Source organism: Mitsuokella sp. UBA4253 (assembly GCF_002395285.1).
GTDB lineage: Bacteria > Bacillota > Negativicutes > Selenomonadales > Selenomonadaceae > Mitsuokella > Mitsuokella jalaludinii.
The window spans coordinates 1-19,272 of sequence record NZ_DGWR01000003.1 but is presented as its reverse complement, the minus strand read 5'-3'; the positions used below and the strand labels follow the sequence as shown (position 1 = coordinate 19,272).

The window sequence follows — 19,272 nt, the reverse complement described above, 5'->3', positions numbered from 1 at the left end:
TCGCGGGCGTAAGATACATGAGGGAGACTGCTCCTAGTACGAGAGGACCGGAGTGGACGGACCGCCGGTGTACCAGTTGTTTCGCCAGAAGCACAGCTGGGTAGCTGCGTCCGGAAGGGATAAACGCTGAAAGCATCTAAGCGTGAAGCCCGTCCCGAGATGAAGTATCTCATAGCACAAGCTAGTAAGACACCTTGAAGAAGACAAGGTTGATAGGGTAGATGTGGAAGTGCCGCAAGGCATGAAGCTGACTACTACTAATATGTCGAGGGCTTAACTAGAGAACTGAAATGTTCGCAGAGTAATTTCTTCTGTATAGTTTTGAATGTGCAAGCATTCAATAGAATATCCGGTGATGATGCCTGAATGGTTCCACCTGTTCCCATACCGAACACAGTAGTTAAGCATTCAGAGGCCGAAAGTACTTGTCTGGAGACGGACTGGGAGGATAGGAAGTTGCCGGTTAAGCAAGGGCTCCGCTGAGGCGGAGCTTTTTTTGTGCTCTGAAAATGAATGTGGTATAATGAATGCGTTATTATATTGAAAGCTGATTGGAAGATTGAGGGACGACAGCATGAACAATGTCTATGCACTCGTAGAGCACTTTTATGAAAACAACATCGATGCGGAACCGATACTCGCACAGGACTTCCTAGAGAAGTATCTGCGCAAGCACGCTTGGCATGGTGCAGACGATCGGGCTCTCCAGAGAATCTGGGCCGTTGTCCGTATGCTCATCACCTATATCGAGCAGATGCATCTCTATTCCTTCGCATCGCTGACAGTCTACGATTATCAGGAGATTCTCTATCGACTGGCACAGTCTGAGACCAATTTTGACCTGACGGAGGCAGATGTCAAGGAGTGCTTTGACATCATGGAAGATTTCTATGCCTGCTATCACAAGGAATATGAAGATGGAGATGAACTCGTCTACCTGCAGGATGCACGCGCGTCTGTCTACGAAGATGGGAAGTTCCTCATGCCGCCGCGCCGCTCGCAGGATGAGTTCTACAGCTCGCTCAACCATCAGGAGAACGTCACAGAGGAAGATGTCGATAAGCTCAATGCGTTGCTCGACGATCTGCTGCACCGCGTCGGCGTGTATTTCCATGGGAAGCAGTTCCTGCGCGATATGAACCGCGCCCTGCTGCTCTATTCTGGACCCGACTATGCGTCCATTCCCGCCGAGGATAATCTGACGCCTGAACAGGAGATGTACTGGCTGAGCTTCTGGGATTACTTCCTGTTCGACTACCACATGATTGAATCAGATGAAGTGCCGCTGCGCTACTATTTCCAGCATGAGAAGGCGAGATTGACTATCTCAGAGCAGGATATCATCCGCGATCTCTTGGGCGCGAAGTTCACGGTCTTTTATGTCGAGAGCATCCGCGAAGACTTCGTGACCTGCCGCAATCTCTTCACGGATGAGTGCATCGATCTGCCAGATCCCGACTGGATTTATCCCGATGCCGAGCACATGATCTTCTTCGGCCATTTGCATGCGCGCGGGGTCATGATGCTCAACTACGTGACTTCGCTGCCCGCGAGCGACAAGCTGCGCCGCCGCATGAAGGATATCATCCTGCGCCAGCTTGAGTTCTTCCGCTGCCAGAAGCCCGGCGCGACACTCGACGACTTCTTCCAGCGCGATGCCGTGGCCGTCCGCCATACGCTCAACATCATGGCGAACTTCGCGCAGCTCAATGTCGTGCCGCTGCGCAAGGCACCGAAGCCCCTGCCAGTCAATCTCGATATCCGCCGGAGCTTCCAGGATGAAGAGCGCGTCCTGCGCGAAGTCTCGCTCAGGATTGGGTTCAGTGCCTTCTCGGTACAGTTGATCTGCAAGCTCTTTGAGGATTACATGTCCGTAGCAGACCCCGCTCCTTACCCGGAAGAGATGCCTGCCATCATCACGGCTTGCCTGCTCTGCTACGGCACGATCAACGGCCTCGATTTCGAGGATATCCCTGAACTGTACGATCTCTTCGGTGCCGACCACGATGCCATCCAGCACCACATCGAGACACTGCGCCAGCGCCTCGGGTGCACCCGCTTCGATCCGCGCTACCTCACCGAGGAGGGCACCGTCTCATCGCTGTACCTGAGCTGAGGAGAATGGCAAGCGCAAGGTGCTCGACTCGAAGATGGTGCAGTATCCATCAGGGGGCGTTGCTCGATGCGGTGCAGGGCGAACTCAAGCTGACAACGGTTGCGATTTCAGTAAGATAATAGATTCAGTAGTAAAGAAAGAGGTGTATCATGCAGGAGCGTGAGAATCAGACGGGAAGCTCGGCGGAGGAACCGCGCGTACGAGTGATGTCGGAGGACGAAGCGCGGGATTATCAGGGTGTGACGATCGAAGAACACAAGGATGGCAGCGGGCAGCGCGTCGAAGACGCACAGGACCGCTATGGGAGCGCCGATGGTCTGCATGGCAGCGGCATCCGCATCCACACGTTCGGCACGGCGAGCTCGATGAATTGGCTGACAAAGGCGGCACTCGTCGTCGGCGGGGCGGCTGTCGTCGCCTTCCTCGTCTTCGTGGCCCTGCCGGTACTTCTCGCAGCCGCAGGCATCGGCGTGGCAGCCTGGCTTTTGCTGCGCTTCTTCAGGGGCTGACCGTTCGCTCTTCAGAAGACCTCATCCAGCAGATGGGATGGGGTCTTTTTTTGTACCGTATATAATAAAATATCTATGTAGTTTATAGACATAATGGTATTAGACTTATGATATAGGGATGGCTATAATAAGAATCAAGAAAGACAAAGACAAGCTCCACTGAGGTGAAGCGGTAATCAAACACGAGAGCATACTGGAAAGATAGGAGCGATGACGATGGAGAGAGAAGAAGCCGTCAAGCACATGACGGATGTCATGGCAAAATTTGTAGCCTTCACAGGAAAGCGCCTGCCGGATGATGTGCGCGCAAAGATCGAGGAACTGGCTCAGCAGGAGGAGGAGCCGCTGGCCAAGGCCATCTACAAGACAATGGAGCGCAACCAGGAGCTCGCAGTGAAACTCAATCGCCCGAGCTGCCAGGATACGGGCGCATTGCAGTTCTTCATCAAGTGCGGTACGGAATTCCCGTATATGGCAGAGCTGCCGGAGCTCCTGCGCCAGGCCGTCGTGCAGGCGACGAAGGATGCACCGCTGCGCCACAATGCTGTCGAGACCTTTGATGAGTACAATACGGGCAAGAACGTGGCCAAGAATATCCCGTCTCTTTTCTGGGACATTGCGCCGGGCCGCGATGATTGTGAGATCTACACCTACATGGCGGGCGGCGGCTGTTCACTGCCGGGCCACGCCAAGGTCCTGATGCCGGGCGAGGGCTATGAAGGCGTGACGAAGTTCGTGCTCGATGTCATGACGAGCTACGGTCTCAATGCCTGCCCGCCATTGCTCGTCGGTGTCGGCATCGGCACTTCGGTCGAGGTCGCAGCACTGCAGTCGAAGAAGGCCCTGATGCGCCGCATCGGCTCGCACAATCCCAATCCGAAAGCGGCGAAGATGGAGCGGCTCTTAGAAGACGGCATCAACACCATCGGCCTCGGCCCGCAGGGACTGCGCGGCAAGAACTCGGTCCTCGGGGTCAACATCGAGAACAGCGCGCGCCATCCGTCTGTCATCGGCGTGGCCGTCAATGTCGGCTGCTGGTCACACCGCCGCGGCCACATCGTCTTTGACAAAGAACTCAACTACACGATCGATTCGCATTCGGAGGTGGATTTCTGATGGCTAAGAAAGTACTCACGACGCCAATCAGCGCAGAAGATCTCGAGGACATCCATGTTGGCGATGTCATTTACCTAACGGGCAAGCTCACGACGTGCCGCGATGTCGCGCATCGCCGTGTCATCGAAGAGGGGCGCAAGCTGCCGGTCGATATCCGCGACGGCGCCATCCTGCACGCAGGCCCAATCATCCGTCAACGCGGCGAGGACGACTATGAGATGGTCACCGTCGGACCGACGACCTCGATGCGCATGGAGAAATTCGAGGAGGCATTCATCAAGGAGACCGGTGTCCGCCTGATCATCGGCAAGGGCGGCATGGGTGAGGGGACGATGCGCGGCTGCCGCGACAACAAGGCCCTGCACTGCGTCTTTCCTGCGGGCTGTGCCGTCGTCGCGGCGACCTGTGTCGAGAAGATCCTCTCGGCCAACTGGAAAGATCTCGGCATGCCGGAGACGCTCTGGACCTGCCAGGTCAAAGAATTCGGCCCGCTCATTGTCTCCATCGACACGCACGGGCGCAACCTCTTTGAAGAGAATAAGGTCATCTTCAACGAGCGCAAGGAAAAAGTCTTCCAGGAGATCGCCAGCCAGGTTGGCTTCATCAAGTGAGTGTTATCTTTGCATATATCAGACGAGCATTGCCCTGCGGGCGGATGCTCGTCTTTTGTCTTTGTCCGGCGTGCGGCTGGCTGCATGGTACAGGTGTGCGATTGTGCTATAATGAGAGGAGCAGAAGCAAATGAGAAGGAGTGATCATCTTGGGTTTTCTTTCGTTTTTACAGCGGGCCGTCACGCCGTTCCACGCGGTGCAGGCCGGAGAAGAGATGCTACATGAGGCGGGCTTTACAGAACTTGACCTGCGAGCTCCCTGGCGCCTGCAGCCGGGCCGGTCGTACATGACGCGTGTCTTTGATTCGACACTCGTGGCGTTTCGGATTGGGGAAGAGCCGCGCGCACACCTGCACGTCGCGACGGCGCACACGGATTTTCCCTGCCTGCGCGTCAAGCCGTCGGCGCTCGTCGCCACGAAGGGATACGGCACGCTCAATGTCGAGGTCTACGGCGGCATGATACGGAGTTCCTGGCTCGACCGGCCGCTGTCGCTCGCGGGCAAGGTCGTGCTCGCGGGCGAGGATCCGTACGAGCCGGAGGTACGCCTCATCGACATCGGCAGGCCGCTACTGACGATCCCGCATCTCGCCATCCACATGAACCGCAAGGTCAACGAGGGCGAGACGCTCAATCCGCAGAAGGACCTGCTGCCGCTCTTTGCGATGCTCGGCGACGGCGCGCGCAAGGATGCGGGCGATGCCTTCCTCGACTTCCTGGCAAAGGAATGCCAGATTGACCGCGAGCGCATCCTCTCGTATGAGCTCACGGTCTATCCGACCGATGCACCGTGCCTGCTCGGCGCGAAACAGGAGTTCTTATCGGCTTCGCGCCTCGACAACATGACATCCGCCTATGCCTGCCTGGAAGGAATCCTGCACGGCAAGAGCGCGGACGGCATCCAGTGCATCGCGCTCTTTGACAATGAAGAAGTCGGCAGCTGCACGAAGCAGGGCGCGGACTCCATGGCGCTGCCGAACATCCTCATGCGGCTCTACAGCTCACTCGGCTACGGACAGGATGCCTATTTTGCCGACCTCGCGCGCGGGTTCCTGCTCTCGCTCGACGTCGCCCATGCGCTGCACCCCAATGCACCCGAGAAAGCCGATTTGACGAATATACCGCGCCTTGGCGGCGGCGTGACGATCAAGGCGGCCTGCAGCCAGGCATATGCGGGCGATGCAGAGGCCATTGCGGTGACGAAGGCGCTCTGCCAGGCCCACGCCATCCCGTATCAGATGTTCCTCAACCGCTCGGACATGCGCGGCGGCTCGACGCTCGGCTCGATGCTCTCGGCCAACATGCCGATGCGCGCGATGGATGTCGGTGCAGCCATCCTCGCGATGCATTCGGCCCGCGAGACGATGGCCCGTGCGGACCAGGGGGCGCTTGAGCGTCTCGTCACCGTCTTCTTTAGCCGTTGATTCCGCACATCTGTGCATTCGTGCAATTGAGAAGGAAGGCCGCCCACTGCGGACGTCTTTTCCTGGCAGTTGACTTTTACCTGTAATGTTGTTAGACTAAGAAACTATAAACCGATTGTAATCCAATCGTGAATGCAAATAGGACGTGATAGTTATGAAGCGAGAATACAGATCCTGGTACAGTGACCGCCTGCAGCGCGAGATGAACATCCGCGTCTACGGCCATACGGGCACGCCGCTGCTCATCCTGCCGACGCAGGATTCGATGTGCGATAACTTTGAGAACTTCGGCATGATCGATACGGTTGCACCGGAGATCGAAGCGGGCAAGATCCAGCTCTTTGCCGTCGATACGGTGGACCGCGAGACGTGGTCGAATGTCTGGGGCGATAAGGGCTGGCGCGCTGCGCGTCAGGAGGATTACTACAACTACCTCATCGAGGAAGTCCTGCCGTTCATCCGCACGGAGAACGGCACAGGCCGCCTGCCGATTGCCGTCGGCTGCAGCCTCGGCGGGCTGCATGCGGCCATCGTTTTCCTGCGCCGTCCGGATCTCTTCGGCGGCATGATGGCGCTTTCGGGCGTCTACGACGCAAAGTTCTTCTTCGATGGCTGGGAAGACGGGACGCTCTACCAGAATTCGCCGGTTGACTTCCTCGCGAACATGCCCGCAGATCACCCGTACATCTCCCTCTACAATCAGCGCCGGATCGTCTTTTGCGTCGGGCAGGGCCGTTGGGAAGACGAAGGGCGGCGCACGACGGCCATCATGCGCGACATCTTTGCCGCCAAGGGCATCCACGCCTGGGTGGACTTCTGGGGCTATGATGTCGATCACGACTGGTGCTGGTGGAAGAAACAGCTGCGCTACTTCCTGCCGTACGTTCTCGGCGAGCAGGGCTGAAGATGCGCTCCCTGATGGCGCGATTGAATGGAATGTGAATTGAGAAAGGAATCTTGTACGAATGAATTTCATCTTTATCTCCCCGCAGTTCCCGAAACACTACTGGAATTTCTGCGACCGCCTCAAGAAGAACGGCGTCAATGTGCTCGGCATCGGCGACAGTCCGTATGATGCGCTCTCCGATGAGCTCAAGAATGCCCTGACGGAGTACTACTACCTGCCGCATCTCGATGACTACGGCGAGATGGTCAAGGCTGTCGGCTTCTTCACCTTCAAGTACGGCAAGATCGACTGGATCGAATCGAACAATGAATTCTGGCTCGAGCAGGATGCGCGCCTGCGCACGGACTTCCATGTGACGACGGGCGAGCAGTACGACCATATCGACCGCATCAAGAACAAGTCGGCCATGAAGGCGTACTATGCCAAGGCGGGCGTGCCGACAGCGCGCCTGCACAAGGTCACTTCGTTTGAAGCAGGGCGCGATTTTGCGCACATGGTCGGCTACCCGGTCATCGTCAAGCCGGACAATGGCGTCGGCGCCTGCGATACCTACAAGCTCCGCAGCGATGATGAGCTCGCGTACTTCTACGCGACGAAGCCGCAAGATGTGCCCTATGTCATGGAGGAGTTCATCAATGGACAGATCTTCTCCTACGATGCAATCCTCGACTCACACTCGGAGCCGCTCTTCGAGTCGACGACGGCTTGGCCGCCGTCCATCATGGACATCGTCCTCAAGCAGCTCGACCTCGCGTACTACACGGCAGCCACGGTGCCTGAGGCACTGCGCCGCGCGGGCCGCGCGACGGTCAAGGCATTTGGCGTGCGCAGCCGCTTCGTCCACCTCGAATTCTTCTGCCTCGCCGAGGACAAGGAAGGCCTCGGCAAGAAGGGGGACTTCGTCGGCCTCGAGGTCAACATGCGCCCTGCAGGCGGCTACACGCCGGACATGATGAACTACGCGCACTCGACGGATGTCTACCAGATCTGGGCCGACATGGTCACGACGGACCGCCGCATCCTGCCGGATTCCGGCCAGCACTGCTACTGTGTCTACGCAGGCCGCCGCGACTGCTACCACTATGTGCACAGCCACGAGGAAGTCATGCAGCGCTACGGCAAGAACATGGTCATGTGTGAGCGCATGCCGGAGATGATGGTCCCGCAGATGGGCAACCAGATGTACACGGTCAAGCTGCCGGACCAGCAGGCGACGGAGGAGTTCATCCACTTCGTCCAGGAGCGCTGAGCGCATATTTACCCAAAATTAACATAGCCACAACAAAGCATCCCTGCCAAACGGTTACAATGATATTGTTCAGAAATGAAATATCAGGCACCCCGCAGGGATGCTTTTGTTTGGGAGGACTCGCATATGAAAATGCAGGCACAGCACCTCAATCTCTACTACGGGACGCATCAAGCCCTGTTTGATGTCTCGCTCGAGGTGCCGGAAAACAAGGTTGTCGCACTCATCGGGCCGTCGGGTTGCGGCAAGTCGACGTTCTTGCGCACGCTCAACCGCATGAATGACCTCATCGACGGCGTGCAGATTGACGGCAAGATCACGCTTGACGATCGGGATATCTACGACAAGGACGTCGACCTCGTTAACCTGCGCAAGCGCGTGGGCATGGTCTTCCAACGCCCGAACCCGTTCCCGATGTCCATCTACGACAACGTCGCCTACGGCTGCCGCGTGCACGGCCTGACGGACAAGAAGCGCCTGGACGAGATCGTTGAGAAGAGCCTGCGCGGTGCGGCACTCTGGGATGAGGTCAAGGACCGGCTCGATGCCTCGGCCATGGGCATGTCGGGCGGCCAGCAGCAGCGTCTCTGCATCGCCCGCGTCATGGCCGTCGAGCCGGAAGTCGTCCTGATGGATGAGCCGTGCTCGGCCCTCGACCCGATCTCGACGATGAAGATCGAGGAACTCGTGCAGGAGATCAAGAAGGAGTACACGATCGTCATGGTTACCCACAACATGCAGCAGGCGGCGCGCGTTTCCGACTACACGGCGTTCTTCCTCAACGGCAAGCTCATCGAGCACGACACGACGGACGTCATCTTCACGAAGCCGCACGACAAGAAGACGGAAGACTACATCACAGGGAGGTTCGGCTGATATGGAACGCCAGACAAGACAGGAATACATCCACGACCTCGAGGTCGTACAGAATCTCGTCGCCACGATGGGCGACAAGGCGCTCGCCAATGTCGAGCAGTCGATGAAGGCTCTCTTGGAGAATGATACAGTCCTCGCGCAGAAGGTCATGAAGGCTGACGATGCCATCGACGACTTGATCATCGACGTCGAGGACAAGTGCATCCTCTTGATTGCCAAACAGCAGCCGATTGCACATGACCTGCGCGTCATCGCGACGGGCTTCAAGATCTCGACGGACATCGAGCGCATCGGCGATCACGCCTTCGACATCGCGAAGACGGTTGCCTCTGTCAAGGAGCCGCTGAATCCCGACTGCAAGCGCTGGATCGAGGATCTCGGCACCTGCGCAGCCTCCATGGTGCGCCGCGCAGTCAAGGCTTACCGCGACAAGAGCGTGCAGGAGGCTGATGAGGTCCGCAAGATGGACAAGCAGATGGATGAGATCTTTGAGCACACGTTCTACGCGCTGTCGGACTTCGTCACGAAGGAAGGAGCGCGCCAGAAGGGCGCGACGCAGCTGCTCTTCATTGCGCGCTTCCTCGAGCGCATCGGCGACCACGCCGTCAACATCGCAGAGTGGGTCATCTACCTCGAGACGGCCGAGCGCATCCACCAGAAGAAGAACCGCCTGATCTGAGCCGTTCATACACCTATACATACATCCTCATGAGAAAAGACCGTCTGATCGCCTCCGCGCCCTGCGCTGGCTGGTGATCGGGCGTCTTTTTGTGCGGGCGATGGGCAGGGATTTGCGCATCTGTTGTCGAAAATGAATCATGATATAAGCCAGTGACTTGATATTCATCGATAGAAAAGGAGTGCTGAACCATGGATGTCTTTTCCTGCATTGCCACGCGCCACAGCACGCGCAAATTCAAAGAGGAACCTGTGCCGCAGGAGGTACTCGACAAGGTCATCGAGGCGGGCCGCCAGGCACCGAGCGGTAAGCACAAGAATCAGAGCCGCTTTATCGTGATCCGCAAGAAGGAAGTCCTGCAGGAGCTCATCGCGCTCGTGCAGCAGGAGTTCGCGAAGATGGAGGTCACGCCGGAAAACGATGACAACTTCGGCGGGGCCATCCGCGCAGCGAAGAAGGGCGGCTATGTGTTCATGTACAACGCTCCCGTCCTCATCGTCGTAGCCAACAAGAGGGATTACGGCAATAAATATGCCGATGTCTCGTGTGCCATGCAGAACATGATGCTCGCGGCCAATGCGCTGGACCTCGGCTCGTGCTGGATCAACCAGCTGCGCTGGTTGCAGGACAATCCCGTCCTCCGGGCGTACCTGCAGAAACTCGGCATGGCAGAAGACGAGGAAGTCTGCGCTTCGCTGAGCATCGGCTATCCCGATACGCCGGACGGTCTTCCCGGCCGCCGCGTCATGCCGGTCACGGGCAATCCCGTCGTCTACATCGATTGAGCGAGGCTTATCATGCATACGAAGTTCAAGATCCTGATGCTCGTGCGCCACGGGCAGAGCACAGGCAATGTCGATCAGCCGACGCATGATCATGCGAGCATCCCGTTGACGGCGCTCGGGGAGGAGCAGGCGAAGAAGCTCAGCGCGCGCATCGATGTGCGCCCTGACCTCATCGTCGTGTCCTCGTTCCGCCGGGCTCAGCAGACAGCCGAGCCGCTGCGCGAGAAATTCCCGGATGTGCCTGTCGAAATATGGCCGGATACGGCGGAGTTCACCTACCTCTCACCGGCGCGCTGCCGGGGCACGCGGCGCACGGAGCGGCTGCCCTGGGTCAAGGCGTATTGGCAGGAACAGGACCCGCGTTACTGCGACGGCGCAGGGGCGGAGACCTTCCACGATCTCGTCGCGCGCGCAACGCTTGTCCTGCAGCGCGTCGAGGAGCGGCCGGAAGAGCGGATCATGCTCTTTTCGCACGGCCAGTTCATCAGCTGTCTCTTGGATATCGCGCGTCATCCCTATGCCACGGATGACGAGCGCATGGCCATCTTCCGCAGACTGCCCGAACTCGAGAACACGGGCCTCGTCTATCTGCTCCTGCCGCAGCACGAGTGATCGACAGAAAGAACGGGAGGGGGAACCACCGCCTCATGCGGGAGGAAATGGATGAAGATGGAGCGGATTTCCATTGCAAAATGTTTCCTCCTTCGCTATAATACTATTATATATAATGAAGAAAATATAAGAGGCAGTAGATTCCTGCTTTGCAAGCCATGCAAGATGATGGAAGCAAGAAAGCCGGGCCTTAGGGCTCGGCTTTCTTGCTGTCATGACGCTGGGAAGAAGACTGTTTTGATTGTGAGGGGATATCATGACAAGAGAACTTCCGAAACACGGAGAGATCTGGCTGCACTTCAAGAACCGTCTCTATGAGATCATCGAGTGCCCGGTCATCCACACCGAGACGAATGAGCGTATGGTCTGTTACCGCGCGCTCTACGGCGATTACATGGTCTATGTGCGGCCGCTCCTGATGTTCATGAGTGAGGTCGATCGCGAGAAGTACCCTGATGCAGCGCAGACGTATCGCTTCGAGAGGGCTGTCCCGGCGGATGACTGCTGATAAGCGCATCGCTTGCAGAAGAACGCGATCGCGGGAGAACGAGACGGTTGATGGGGGAGTATATATGATGAGAGAGCATTCCTGCTATGAAAATATGCCCGGCGCGTTTTGCCTGATGCGGGCGGACGGCTCCGAGCGCATTGTGCGATGTAACGAGATGATGCTCTCTCTGTTTCAGTGCAGCACCGAAAAAGCCTTCCTGGAATTGACGGGCGGCTGCCTGCGCGGCATGGTGATCGCCGAGGATTATCGGCAGATCTCGGCACAGCTCGGTGTCTGGCAGAGGGAAAAAAGCGCCGATGCACATTATCTGGACTTTGAACTATGCACATCGGCTGCTCACGTCCGGCGCGTCGACATGTACCTGCGCCGCATCGAGCAGGACGGTGAAGCGTTCTGGTCCATCTGCCTCATGGATGCCAATATGCGCACGCTGATGCATGTCCCCGGTGCCATGGACGGACTGCTGCCGCGCGGGACCTTTTATCAGGAGGCCCTGCGCCAGGCCATGAAAGACCGCGATATGCATGTCTTCGGCAGCCATTGCCCCGTTTACTTCAACATCACGAATTTTAAGCTCTACAATGCCAGCTGCGGGTATGCGGCTGGCGACCGCGTGCTCAGCCATACCGCTGCCGTGCTGAAGGAAATGCTGCCGGGTGCCATTCTCACGCATCTGGCGGCCGATTCTTTTTTGGCACTGGCACCGGCAAAACGCCTCACGGCGCGCGTTGAGCAGATCTGCCGCCGGATCAACCACTTCATCGCGATGCCCGGCGTCGAGGTCAAGGCGGGACTGCGCTTCTTCGAGGCCGGGGATGGTTCGTCGGTCACCTCGTCCTTCGACGAGGCGAAGATGGCCTGTGATGCGGCGAAGAAAATGGTGAAGCGCAGCTGGGCCATCTATCAAAAATCGATGAGCGACAAGGTCATCCTGCACACGTACATCCTCACGCATTTCACAGAGGCGCTGCAGAAGGGGCAGATCAAGGTTTACCTGCAGCCCTGCATGCGCGTCCTGACGGGAAAGCTCAGCCATGTCGAGGCACTGATGCGCTGGGATGACCCGCAGCATGGCCTGATCTCGCCAGCCGCCATCATCCCCGTGCTGGAGGAGTCCGGACTCATCCATGAGCTCGATGCCTTCATGATCCGGAGCGTCGTGAAGCTGCTCCACTATCAGAAAGAGAACGGCCTGCCAATCGTCCCCGTATCGGTCAATCTGTCGTCGCTGGATTTCTTTGAGATGGATCCTTTCGCCGTCGCGGAGGAGATGATGGAGCGGTATGGGGGCTCCCATGAGTACCTGCGCTTTGAGCTGACGGAGACGGCTGTCGTGCGCGATAAGGGGACGCTTCGGCAGGCGCTCCAGAAATTCCATCGCGCAGGGTACCATGTCTGGCTCGATGACTTCGGCAGCGGTTACTCGTCGCTCAACGTGCTCAAGGACTATCCGTTCGACCTGCTGAAGCTCGACATGGCGTTCCTGAAGAACTTCAATCAGCGCTCGAGGGACATCATCCTCTCTGTCGTGCACATGGCCAAGAAGCTCGGCATCCACACGCTCGCAGAGGGCGTGGAGACGGAAGAGCAGCTGCGCTTCCTGCGCTCGAGCGGCTGCGAGCAGATCCAGGGCTACTATTACAGCAAGCCGATGACGCCAGAGGCGCTCTATGCCGCTTGTGATAAAGGGACGTATTCTGTCGAATCGCGTGTGGAGTCGCACCTCTACTGCCAGGTCGGACAGGCCGATATCTCGGCCGATGAAGCGATTGCCTTCTTCCTCTTCGATGGGAAGGAAGTGACGTTCCTCTCCGGCAATGACGTCTTCTGGTCGGAGTCACCGGCCTTTGGCATACGCGACCAGAAGCAGGCTGAGCGCTGCCTGCATATGAAAAATCATCCGCTGCGCGGGCACATCCTGCGCCAGATCCGGAAAGTCGACGCTTCGCAGACGGCGCAGATGATGACCTTCGCCGCGTACGGCCGCAGCTATCGCGTCACGATGAAGCGGATTGCCTCGGCCCAGGCACTGCACATCTATCAGGCAAAATTTGAGGATATCACGGAGGAGCTCCAGTACGACGACAAGGTGCGGCAGACGGATGACATCATGCGCAACCTCTGCCGGATGTATCAGAATGTCTTTTTCCTCGACGTGCAGGAAGATATCTGCGACGTGCTCGTCGGCATGCAGGAGTGGTTCCCGCTCGGCGAGGCGCATCATGCGGGCCTTGACGCCTTTTTCAGCCGCTATGCCCGCGAGAAAGTCTATCCATCGGACAGGACCCGCTTCCTGGCTTTTGCCGATGTCAGACGACGCATGAAGAGCATGCTGGATCAGGATAAGATGATGCATGCGGACTGCTTCCGCATCCGCCAGGCGGATGGCAGCTATGCCTGGATGCGCTTCGATGCCGTAGAGATCCATCTCGACCATCACAGCAGTATGCTGCTCTGTGTCCAGCCGCTCGTCATCGAGACGAGGCCGGGGGCGAGAGACTGCCTCAAGGCGATTGCCGATGCGTATGGCCTGGTGGAGTCGCCGGAGCTCTCCAATAAGACGAGGTGCGACGCCGTCCTCTGGCGCAGCTTCGCCGCGTACGACAGGGCGGGCCTTTTCTGGAAGGACCGTGAGCAGCGTTTCCTCGGGGCCAATGAAGCGTTCCTCGACTTTTTCGGCTTCCACGGCGAGGCGGAGATTGTCGGCAGGACAGACCATGAACTGGGTCTGCACATCGTTGACCCTGCTGTCCGCCTGGCCGGAGAGAAATTGCTCCGCGACGGGCAGCCGCAGTACCATCAGTTCGGCGAGTGCATCGCGCGCGGCAGCTCGCACGCCATCTACTCCGACCGCTATCCGATCTACCGCGAGGGCAAGCTCGTCGGGCTCATCGGCCGCTTTCGGGAGCTCGGGCACGAGCTCGACGAATACCGCGATGTCGTCATGGACAAGGAGACGGGCTTCACCAATTACCGCGGGATGTTGATGGTCGGCATCGAGTTCATGGACAATTACCTGCAGCACGGCGAGGATTTCACCGCCGTCTATCTCTGCGTGCCCGCCATCGAGGCGGCCGTGCGCGCATACGGCGAGACGTTCCGTCAGGCGCTCCTGCACCGCCTCGCCGAAGAGCTGCGCCAGGCCGTCGTGCCGGGCAGCGTCATCGCGCACATCGGCTCCGGCCGCTTCGTCTGCTTCCACAAGCTCATCCACGAGCGGAACCTGCGCGATCGCCTGCTGCGGTTCAGTAATGCCGTTCACGGCATCCGCGATATCGGCGGCTGCCCCTGTACGCTCTACATGCAGTACGCCATCGGCTACGGCTCGGAGACGAAGAACATCGAGGGGCTGCTGCGCCTGCTCGTGGAGCGCGCGGACGACGCGCGCAAGGACAAGCTCGGCGAGTCCATCTACATCGGGGACCGCATTGCCTTTGACCGCGAGAAATTCGACCACATGAACGAGCGCATCTACATGTGCGATCCCGAGACGTACGACCTCATCTACATCAACCAGGCCATCTACCGCGACTTCCATCTGCCGAACGACTTCTCATGCGCAGGTAAGAAGTGCTATGAGGTCATCGTCGGCGGCAAGGAGCCGTGCGAGTTCTGCACGAATCATCTGCTGCGCCGCGACAGCTTCTACACATGGACGTATCACAATGCCGTCTCGGGCTTTGACTACCTGCTGCGCGATACGCTCGTGCCCTGGCGCGGCAAGAACTACCGCTTCTCGATGTCCATCAACCTCAACGAGTACGTGAACCGCGACATCAAGGGCAATGAGCTGCTCTACCGCGAGGCATCCATCAACGATGCGCTGAGCATCGCCATGCGCGAGGAGGACTCGTCACAGGGCATCCAGAAGATGCTCTGGAAGATCGGCTCGGAGCTCGATGCCGACCGCATCTCGATCTTCGAGAGCGATGCGGGCGGGCGCTTCGTCAGCAACACGTACGAGTGGTGCCGCAACGGCGTCGAGCCGATGAAGGAGAAGATGCAGCATGTGCTGCTCATGCCGTGCTATATCTACGAGATGTTCCGTGCGCAGCACGTCGTGAAGATTGCCGATTACGAGAAATTCCAGAGCGAACATCCGGCATTCGAGCATTATCTGCCAGATATCCGGCGCTTCATCGCCGCACCGCTCAAGATCTCCGACAAGATTATCGGCCACATCCAGATCGTCAACCCGAAGGAGAATCTCTTCCAGGCATCGGGTTACCTCATGATGACGCTGAGCCGCTTTATCGCCATCATGATCCGCAACCGCGATGCCGCGCGCGAGCTCGAGCGCATGAGCCTCTACGACCAGATGACGGGGCTCCTGAACCGCCGCGGCCTCAGCAATTACTTCAACAATCTGCCCAAGGGCATCTCGTGCGCCTTCGTCTTCGGCGATGTCAACGGCCTCAAGCGCATGAACGATGTGCATGGCCACGAGGCGGGCGATGTGCTCATCAAGACCGTGGCCCGCATCATGCAGAGGGCACAGGAGGGCGCAGGTGAGGGCCATGTCTTTCGCATGGGCGGCGACGAATTCCTCATGATCGTCGAGCATGCCGACGGGCAAAAAACGGCTGCCATCATCCAGTCGCTGCGCGATGCGTTTCGCGCGAACAACGTCAGCGTCGCGCTCGGCCACCTCACGTGCATGACGCCCATCTCGGATATCGATGCCATCATCACCAAGGTCGACCGGGAGATGTACAAGGACAAGGGGCGGCAGAAGCGATGAGTGGTCATTGAGAAAGGTGTGATGTTTTGTTTCCAGGAATCGGTATTTTAGCAAATGTCGCGGGCATTGTCGCAGGAGGGATGCTGGGACTCGGCTGCGGGCGCTTGATCTCTGAGCGCTTCCAGAAGACGCTCATGATGGCCTGCGCCGTCGCCGTCATCTTCCTCGGCCTGACGGGCGCAGTCAAGGAGATGCTCGCGCTTGATGGCGGCGGCCTTGCGCTCGTCGGCACGAACTGCATGCTCGCAAGCCTCATCGGCGGCGCCCTCATCGGCGAAGCCATCAACATCGAGGACCGCATGGAGAAGTTCGGCATCTGGCTGCGCCGGAAGACGGGCAGCAGCGGCGACACGCGCTTTGTCGACGGCTTCGTCACCGCCTCATTGACCGTCTGCATCGGCGCGATGGCCGTCATCGGCTCCATCAACGACCGCCTGCTCGGCGATCCGTCCGTGCTCTTTGCCAAGACGGTCCTCGACGCCGTCATCGTCATGATCATGACGGCGACGCTCGGCAAGGGCTGTATCTTCTCGGCCCTGTCCGTCGGCATCTTTCAGGGTGCCATCTTCCTGGCCGCAGGCTTCCTCGAGCCCATCATGACGCCCGCCGCCCTCAAGAGCCTCAGTGCCGTCGGCGACATCCTGATCTTCTGCGTCGGCACGAACCTCTTCGGCCTGCCGCACGTGCGCGTCGCCAACTTCCTTCCCGCACTCGTCATCGCCGTCATCTGGGTGCTTGCCGGATGATGGCTTCCTGTATGAGCCGCCCTTTTGGGGCGGCTCTTTGCGTTCATCAAATTCTTTCTTGACAGAACGATGTAAAGTTGTTACACTGTCAATCATGAATGACAATACCTATTATATAAATATGTAAACAATGCATGTTGCGTGATGGGGAGGAAGAGGGGCGTTATGCGTACGGAGTGCAAAGATACGAGAGCGAGTCATCGCAAGAAACGGATCGGCATCGGGGGCAACCTGATGTTCATGGAGGGCGGGATATTCCCGGGATACGGGAAGTCATACGTCAACGACGACTATGTGCAGGCTGTCGCCTCGGCGGGCGGCGTGCCGATGATCCTGCCTGTGACGGATGAGGAAGATATCGTCGAGGCGCAGATCGAGGCCATTGACGGCCTGGTCATCTCAGGTGGCTGGGATGTCAACCCGCTGCTCTGGGGTGAGGAACCGCACGAGAAGCTCGGCAGCACGCTGCCCGTGCGCGACACATTTGACCGGCTGCTCATCGCAGCGGCCAGGCGGCGCGGCCTGCCCATCCTCGGGATCTGCCGCGGGCTCCAGAGCCTCAACGTCGTCCTGGGCGGCACCCTGTACCAGGACATGAGCGAGGCGGAGGGCAGCTTCGTCCGCCACTTCCAGGGCGGCCATCCGGCACAGGCCACGCACACGGTGACGGTGGAGCCGGGCTCCACGCTTCACCGCCTGCTCGGCCCGTCGCTGACGGTCAATTCCTTCCATCACATGGCGGCCCGCCGCATTGCACCGGGGCTGCGCGTGACGGCCCGAGCGGCCGACGGGACGGTCGAGGGACTGGAGGGCATCTCTGAGCCGATCCTTGCCGTGCAGTGGCATCCCGAGATGATGCACCGCGAGCGCAGCGACATGAAGCGCCTGTTCGCCTGGCTGCTCGCGCCCCATACCGCTTGAAATCAGTACGTGGATAAGACCTATCCGGAAAGAGAGAACTCATGCAGAAGAATACATTTGGTTTTTGGAGCATTGTGCTGCTCGGCATCAATGCCATCATCGGCTCAGGCATCTTCCTGCTGCCGAACAAGGCGTACGCACTCGCGGGCTCGTTCTCGCTGGTCGTCATCCTCTTCGACGCGTTGCTGGCGATGTCGCTGGCGCTCTGCTTCGCCGAGGCCAGCGGCCGCTTCCAGCGCAACGGCGGCCCGTACATCTACGCGCGTGCCGCCTTCGGCAACTTCGTCGGCTTCGAGGTCGGCTTCATGAAGGCCGCCATCAGCATCATCGCCTGGGCGGCCATGGCCAATGGCTTTGCGACGGCGCTGACAGCTGTCGTGCCAGCCATGAAAGATCCGTTCTACAAGGACCTCGTCATCATCGCCCTGATGGGCTCGCTCGGGCTCATCAACATCCTGGGCGTCCAGCTCTCGAAGGTCATCAACAACATCGTGACGGTCGGCAAACTGCTGCCGCTCGTGCTCTTCATCGCCATCGGCATCTTCTACATGAACGGCGCGAACTTCACGCCGCTGCTGCCGAGCGGAGAGACGGCCGCCGAATTCTCGTTCGGCGCGGCCGCGCTCCTGATCTTTTACGCCTTCACGGGCTTCGAGGCCATCGCCGAGGCAGCGGAGGATATGGACGACCCGAAGCGCAACATCCCGCGCGCCATCGTCGTCGTCATGCTGCTCGTCTCCGCCTTCTACTTCCTCATCATGACCGTGTCCATCGGCGTCCTCGGCCCGGACCTCGCGGAGACGAAGACGCCGATCGCGACGGCAGCCGCCGTCTTCCTCGGCACGGGCGGCGGCCTGCTCGTCACTGCCGGTACGCTCGTCTCCATCGGCGGCATCAACCTGGCCTCGTCCTTCCTGACGCCGCGCGTCATCGTCGCTATCGCCGACGACCACATGCTGCCGCCAATCTTCTCGCGTTACAACCGCTTCCACACGCCGTACGTGGCCATCCTCTTCGCGACCATCGTCGGCATCCTCATCGCCCTGTCGGGAAGCTTCACGACCTTGGCCGCCATCAGCGTCGTCTCGCGCTTCGCCCAGTACGTGCCGACCTGCCTGGCCATCCTCGTCCTGCGCAGGCGCGACCCGGAGCACCCGAGCACCCTGCCCGTGCCATTTGGTCCCGTCATCCCCGTCATCGCCGTCCTCGTCAGCCTCTGGCTCCTCGTCCAGGCCGACCTCCACAAGATCCTCTTCGGCCTCGGTGGCCTCCTGATCGCCGTGCCGTTCTACTTCCTCATGCGCAAGCAGTACCTGCAGCGCTGAGAAAAATCCGCCTGACCGTCATTTTCGATGATGACCGTCAGGCGGATTTTTGTTGCAGGAGATTGACGGGGATGGCAGGCAGGAGTTTTGCCAATCCCGTCGAATCTACTTAATAAAGATACAGTAGTTTACAACTTTAAGCAA

16 protein-coding genes and 2 rRNA genes are annotated in these 19,272 nt (G+C 58.9%); all 18 read left to right on the top strand.

Going from position 1 to position 19,272, the window contains the following annotated elements:
• Positions 1 to 281: ribosomal RNA gene (locus tag B2X55_RS01655) — 23S ribosomal RNA — on the top strand; the annotation flags it as partial.
• 67 nt (positions 282 to 348) lie between these two features.
• Positions 349 to 465, top strand: a 5S ribosomal RNA gene (rrf, locus tag B2X55_RS01650).
• Positions 466 to 574: 109 nt separating this feature from the next.
• Positions 575 to 2,116 (top strand): hypothetical protein, encoded by a 1,542-nt coding sequence (locus tag B2X55_RS01645; protein ID WP_036378701.1) that lies wholly within the window; start codon positions 575 to 577, stop codon positions 2,114 to 2,116.
• Between the two features lie 149 nt (positions 2,117 to 2,265).
• Positions 2,266 to 2,625 carry a hypothetical protein gene (locus tag B2X55_RS01640; protein WP_286820629.1) on the top strand — a complete coding sequence of 120 codons (360 nt, stop codon included), beginning with the start codon at positions 2,266 to 2,268 and terminating at the stop codon, positions 2,623 to 2,625.
• 216 nt (positions 2,626 to 2,841) lie between these two features.
• Positions 2,842 to 3,741, top strand: coding sequence for a L(+)-tartrate dehydratase subunit alpha (gene ttdA, locus B2X55_RS01635; protein WP_286820628.1), 900 nt, complete (start codon positions 2,842 to 2,844; stop codon positions 3,739 to 3,741).
• Positions 3,741 to 4,352, top strand: a complete 612-nt coding sequence (gene ttdB, locus B2X55_RS01630) for a L(+)-tartrate dehydratase subunit beta (RefSeq protein WP_226868626.1) — start codon at positions 3,741 to 3,743, stop codon at positions 4,350 to 4,352. The genes ttdA and ttdB overlap by 1 nt, the downstream gene beginning before the upstream one ends.
• A 149-nt stretch (positions 4,353 to 4,501) precedes the next feature.
• Positions 4,502 to 5,776: a M18 family aminopeptidase gene (locus B2X55_RS01625; protein WP_414683473.1), complete on the top strand. Its 1,275-nt coding sequence runs from the start codon at positions 4,502 to 4,504 to the stop codon at positions 5,774 to 5,776.
• Positions 5,777 to 5,930: 154 nt separating this feature from the next.
• On the top strand, positions 5,931 to 6,680 hold the full coding sequence (locus tag B2X55_RS01620; protein ID WP_036378698.1) for an esterase family protein: 750 nt from the start codon (positions 5,931 to 5,933) through the stop codon (positions 6,678 to 6,680).
• 61 nt (positions 6,681 to 6,741) lie between these two features.
• On the top strand, positions 6,742 to 7,932 hold the full coding sequence (locus B2X55_RS01615; RefSeq protein ID WP_036378696.1) for an ATP-grasp domain-containing protein: 1,191 nt from the start codon (positions 6,742 to 6,744) through the stop codon (positions 7,930 to 7,932).
• Between the two features lie 126 nt (positions 7,933 to 8,058).
• On the top strand, positions 8,059 to 8,808 hold the full coding sequence (gene pstB, locus B2X55_RS01610; protein ID WP_040635433.1) for a phosphate ABC transporter ATP-binding protein PstB: 750 nt from the start codon (positions 8,059 to 8,061) through the stop codon (positions 8,806 to 8,808).
• Between the two features lies 1 nt (position 8,809).
• Positions 8,810 to 9,487, top strand: a complete 678-nt coding sequence (gene phoU / locus B2X55_RS01605; RefSeq protein WP_286820623.1) for a phosphate signaling complex protein PhoU — start codon at positions 8,810 to 8,812, stop codon at positions 9,485 to 9,487.
• A 191-nt stretch (positions 9,488 to 9,678) separates the two neighbouring features.
• Positions 9,679 to 10,272 carry a nitroreductase gene (locus B2X55_RS01600; RefSeq protein ID WP_255241054.1) on the top strand — a complete coding sequence of 198 codons (594 nt, stop codon included), beginning with the start codon at positions 9,679 to 9,681 and terminating at the stop codon, positions 10,270 to 10,272.
• 12 nt (positions 10,273 to 10,284) lie between these two features.
• Positions 10,285 to 10,884 carry a histidine phosphatase family protein gene (locus B2X55_RS01595; protein ID WP_286820622.1) on the top strand — a complete coding sequence of 200 codons (600 nt, stop codon included), beginning with the start codon at positions 10,285 to 10,287 and terminating at the stop codon, positions 10,882 to 10,884.
• Between the two features lie 256 nt (positions 10,885 to 11,140).
• Positions 11,141 to 11,392, top strand: a complete 252-nt coding sequence (locus B2X55_RS01590) for a DUF1653 domain-containing protein (RefSeq protein ID WP_286820621.1) — start codon at positions 11,141 to 11,143, stop codon at positions 11,390 to 11,392.
• Between the two features lie 64 nt (positions 11,393 to 11,456).
• Positions 11,457 to 16,136, top strand: a complete 4,680-nt coding sequence (locus B2X55_RS01585; RefSeq protein ID WP_286820620.1) for an EAL domain-containing protein — start codon at positions 11,457 to 11,459, stop codon at positions 16,134 to 16,136.
• A gap of 26 nt (positions 16,137 to 16,162) precedes the next feature.
• Positions 16,163 to 16,882: a DUF554 domain-containing protein gene (locus B2X55_RS01580; protein WP_036378963.1), complete on the top strand. Its 720-nt coding sequence runs from the start codon at positions 16,163 to 16,165 to the stop codon at positions 16,880 to 16,882.
• A 165-nt stretch (positions 16,883 to 17,047) separates the two neighbouring features.
• Entirely contained in the window at positions 17,048 to 17,803 is a 756-nt protein-coding gene (locus B2X55_RS01575) for a gamma-glutamyl-gamma-aminobutyrate hydrolase family protein (protein WP_286820618.1), read from the top strand.
• Positions 17,804 to 17,844: 41 nt separating this feature from the next.
• Positions 17,845 to 19,128 carry an APC family permease gene (locus B2X55_RS01570; protein WP_286820616.1) on the top strand — a complete coding sequence of 428 codons (1,284 nt, stop codon included), beginning with the start codon at positions 17,845 to 17,847 and terminating at the stop codon, positions 19,126 to 19,128.
• Positions 19,129 to 19,272 lie beyond the last annotated feature (144 nt).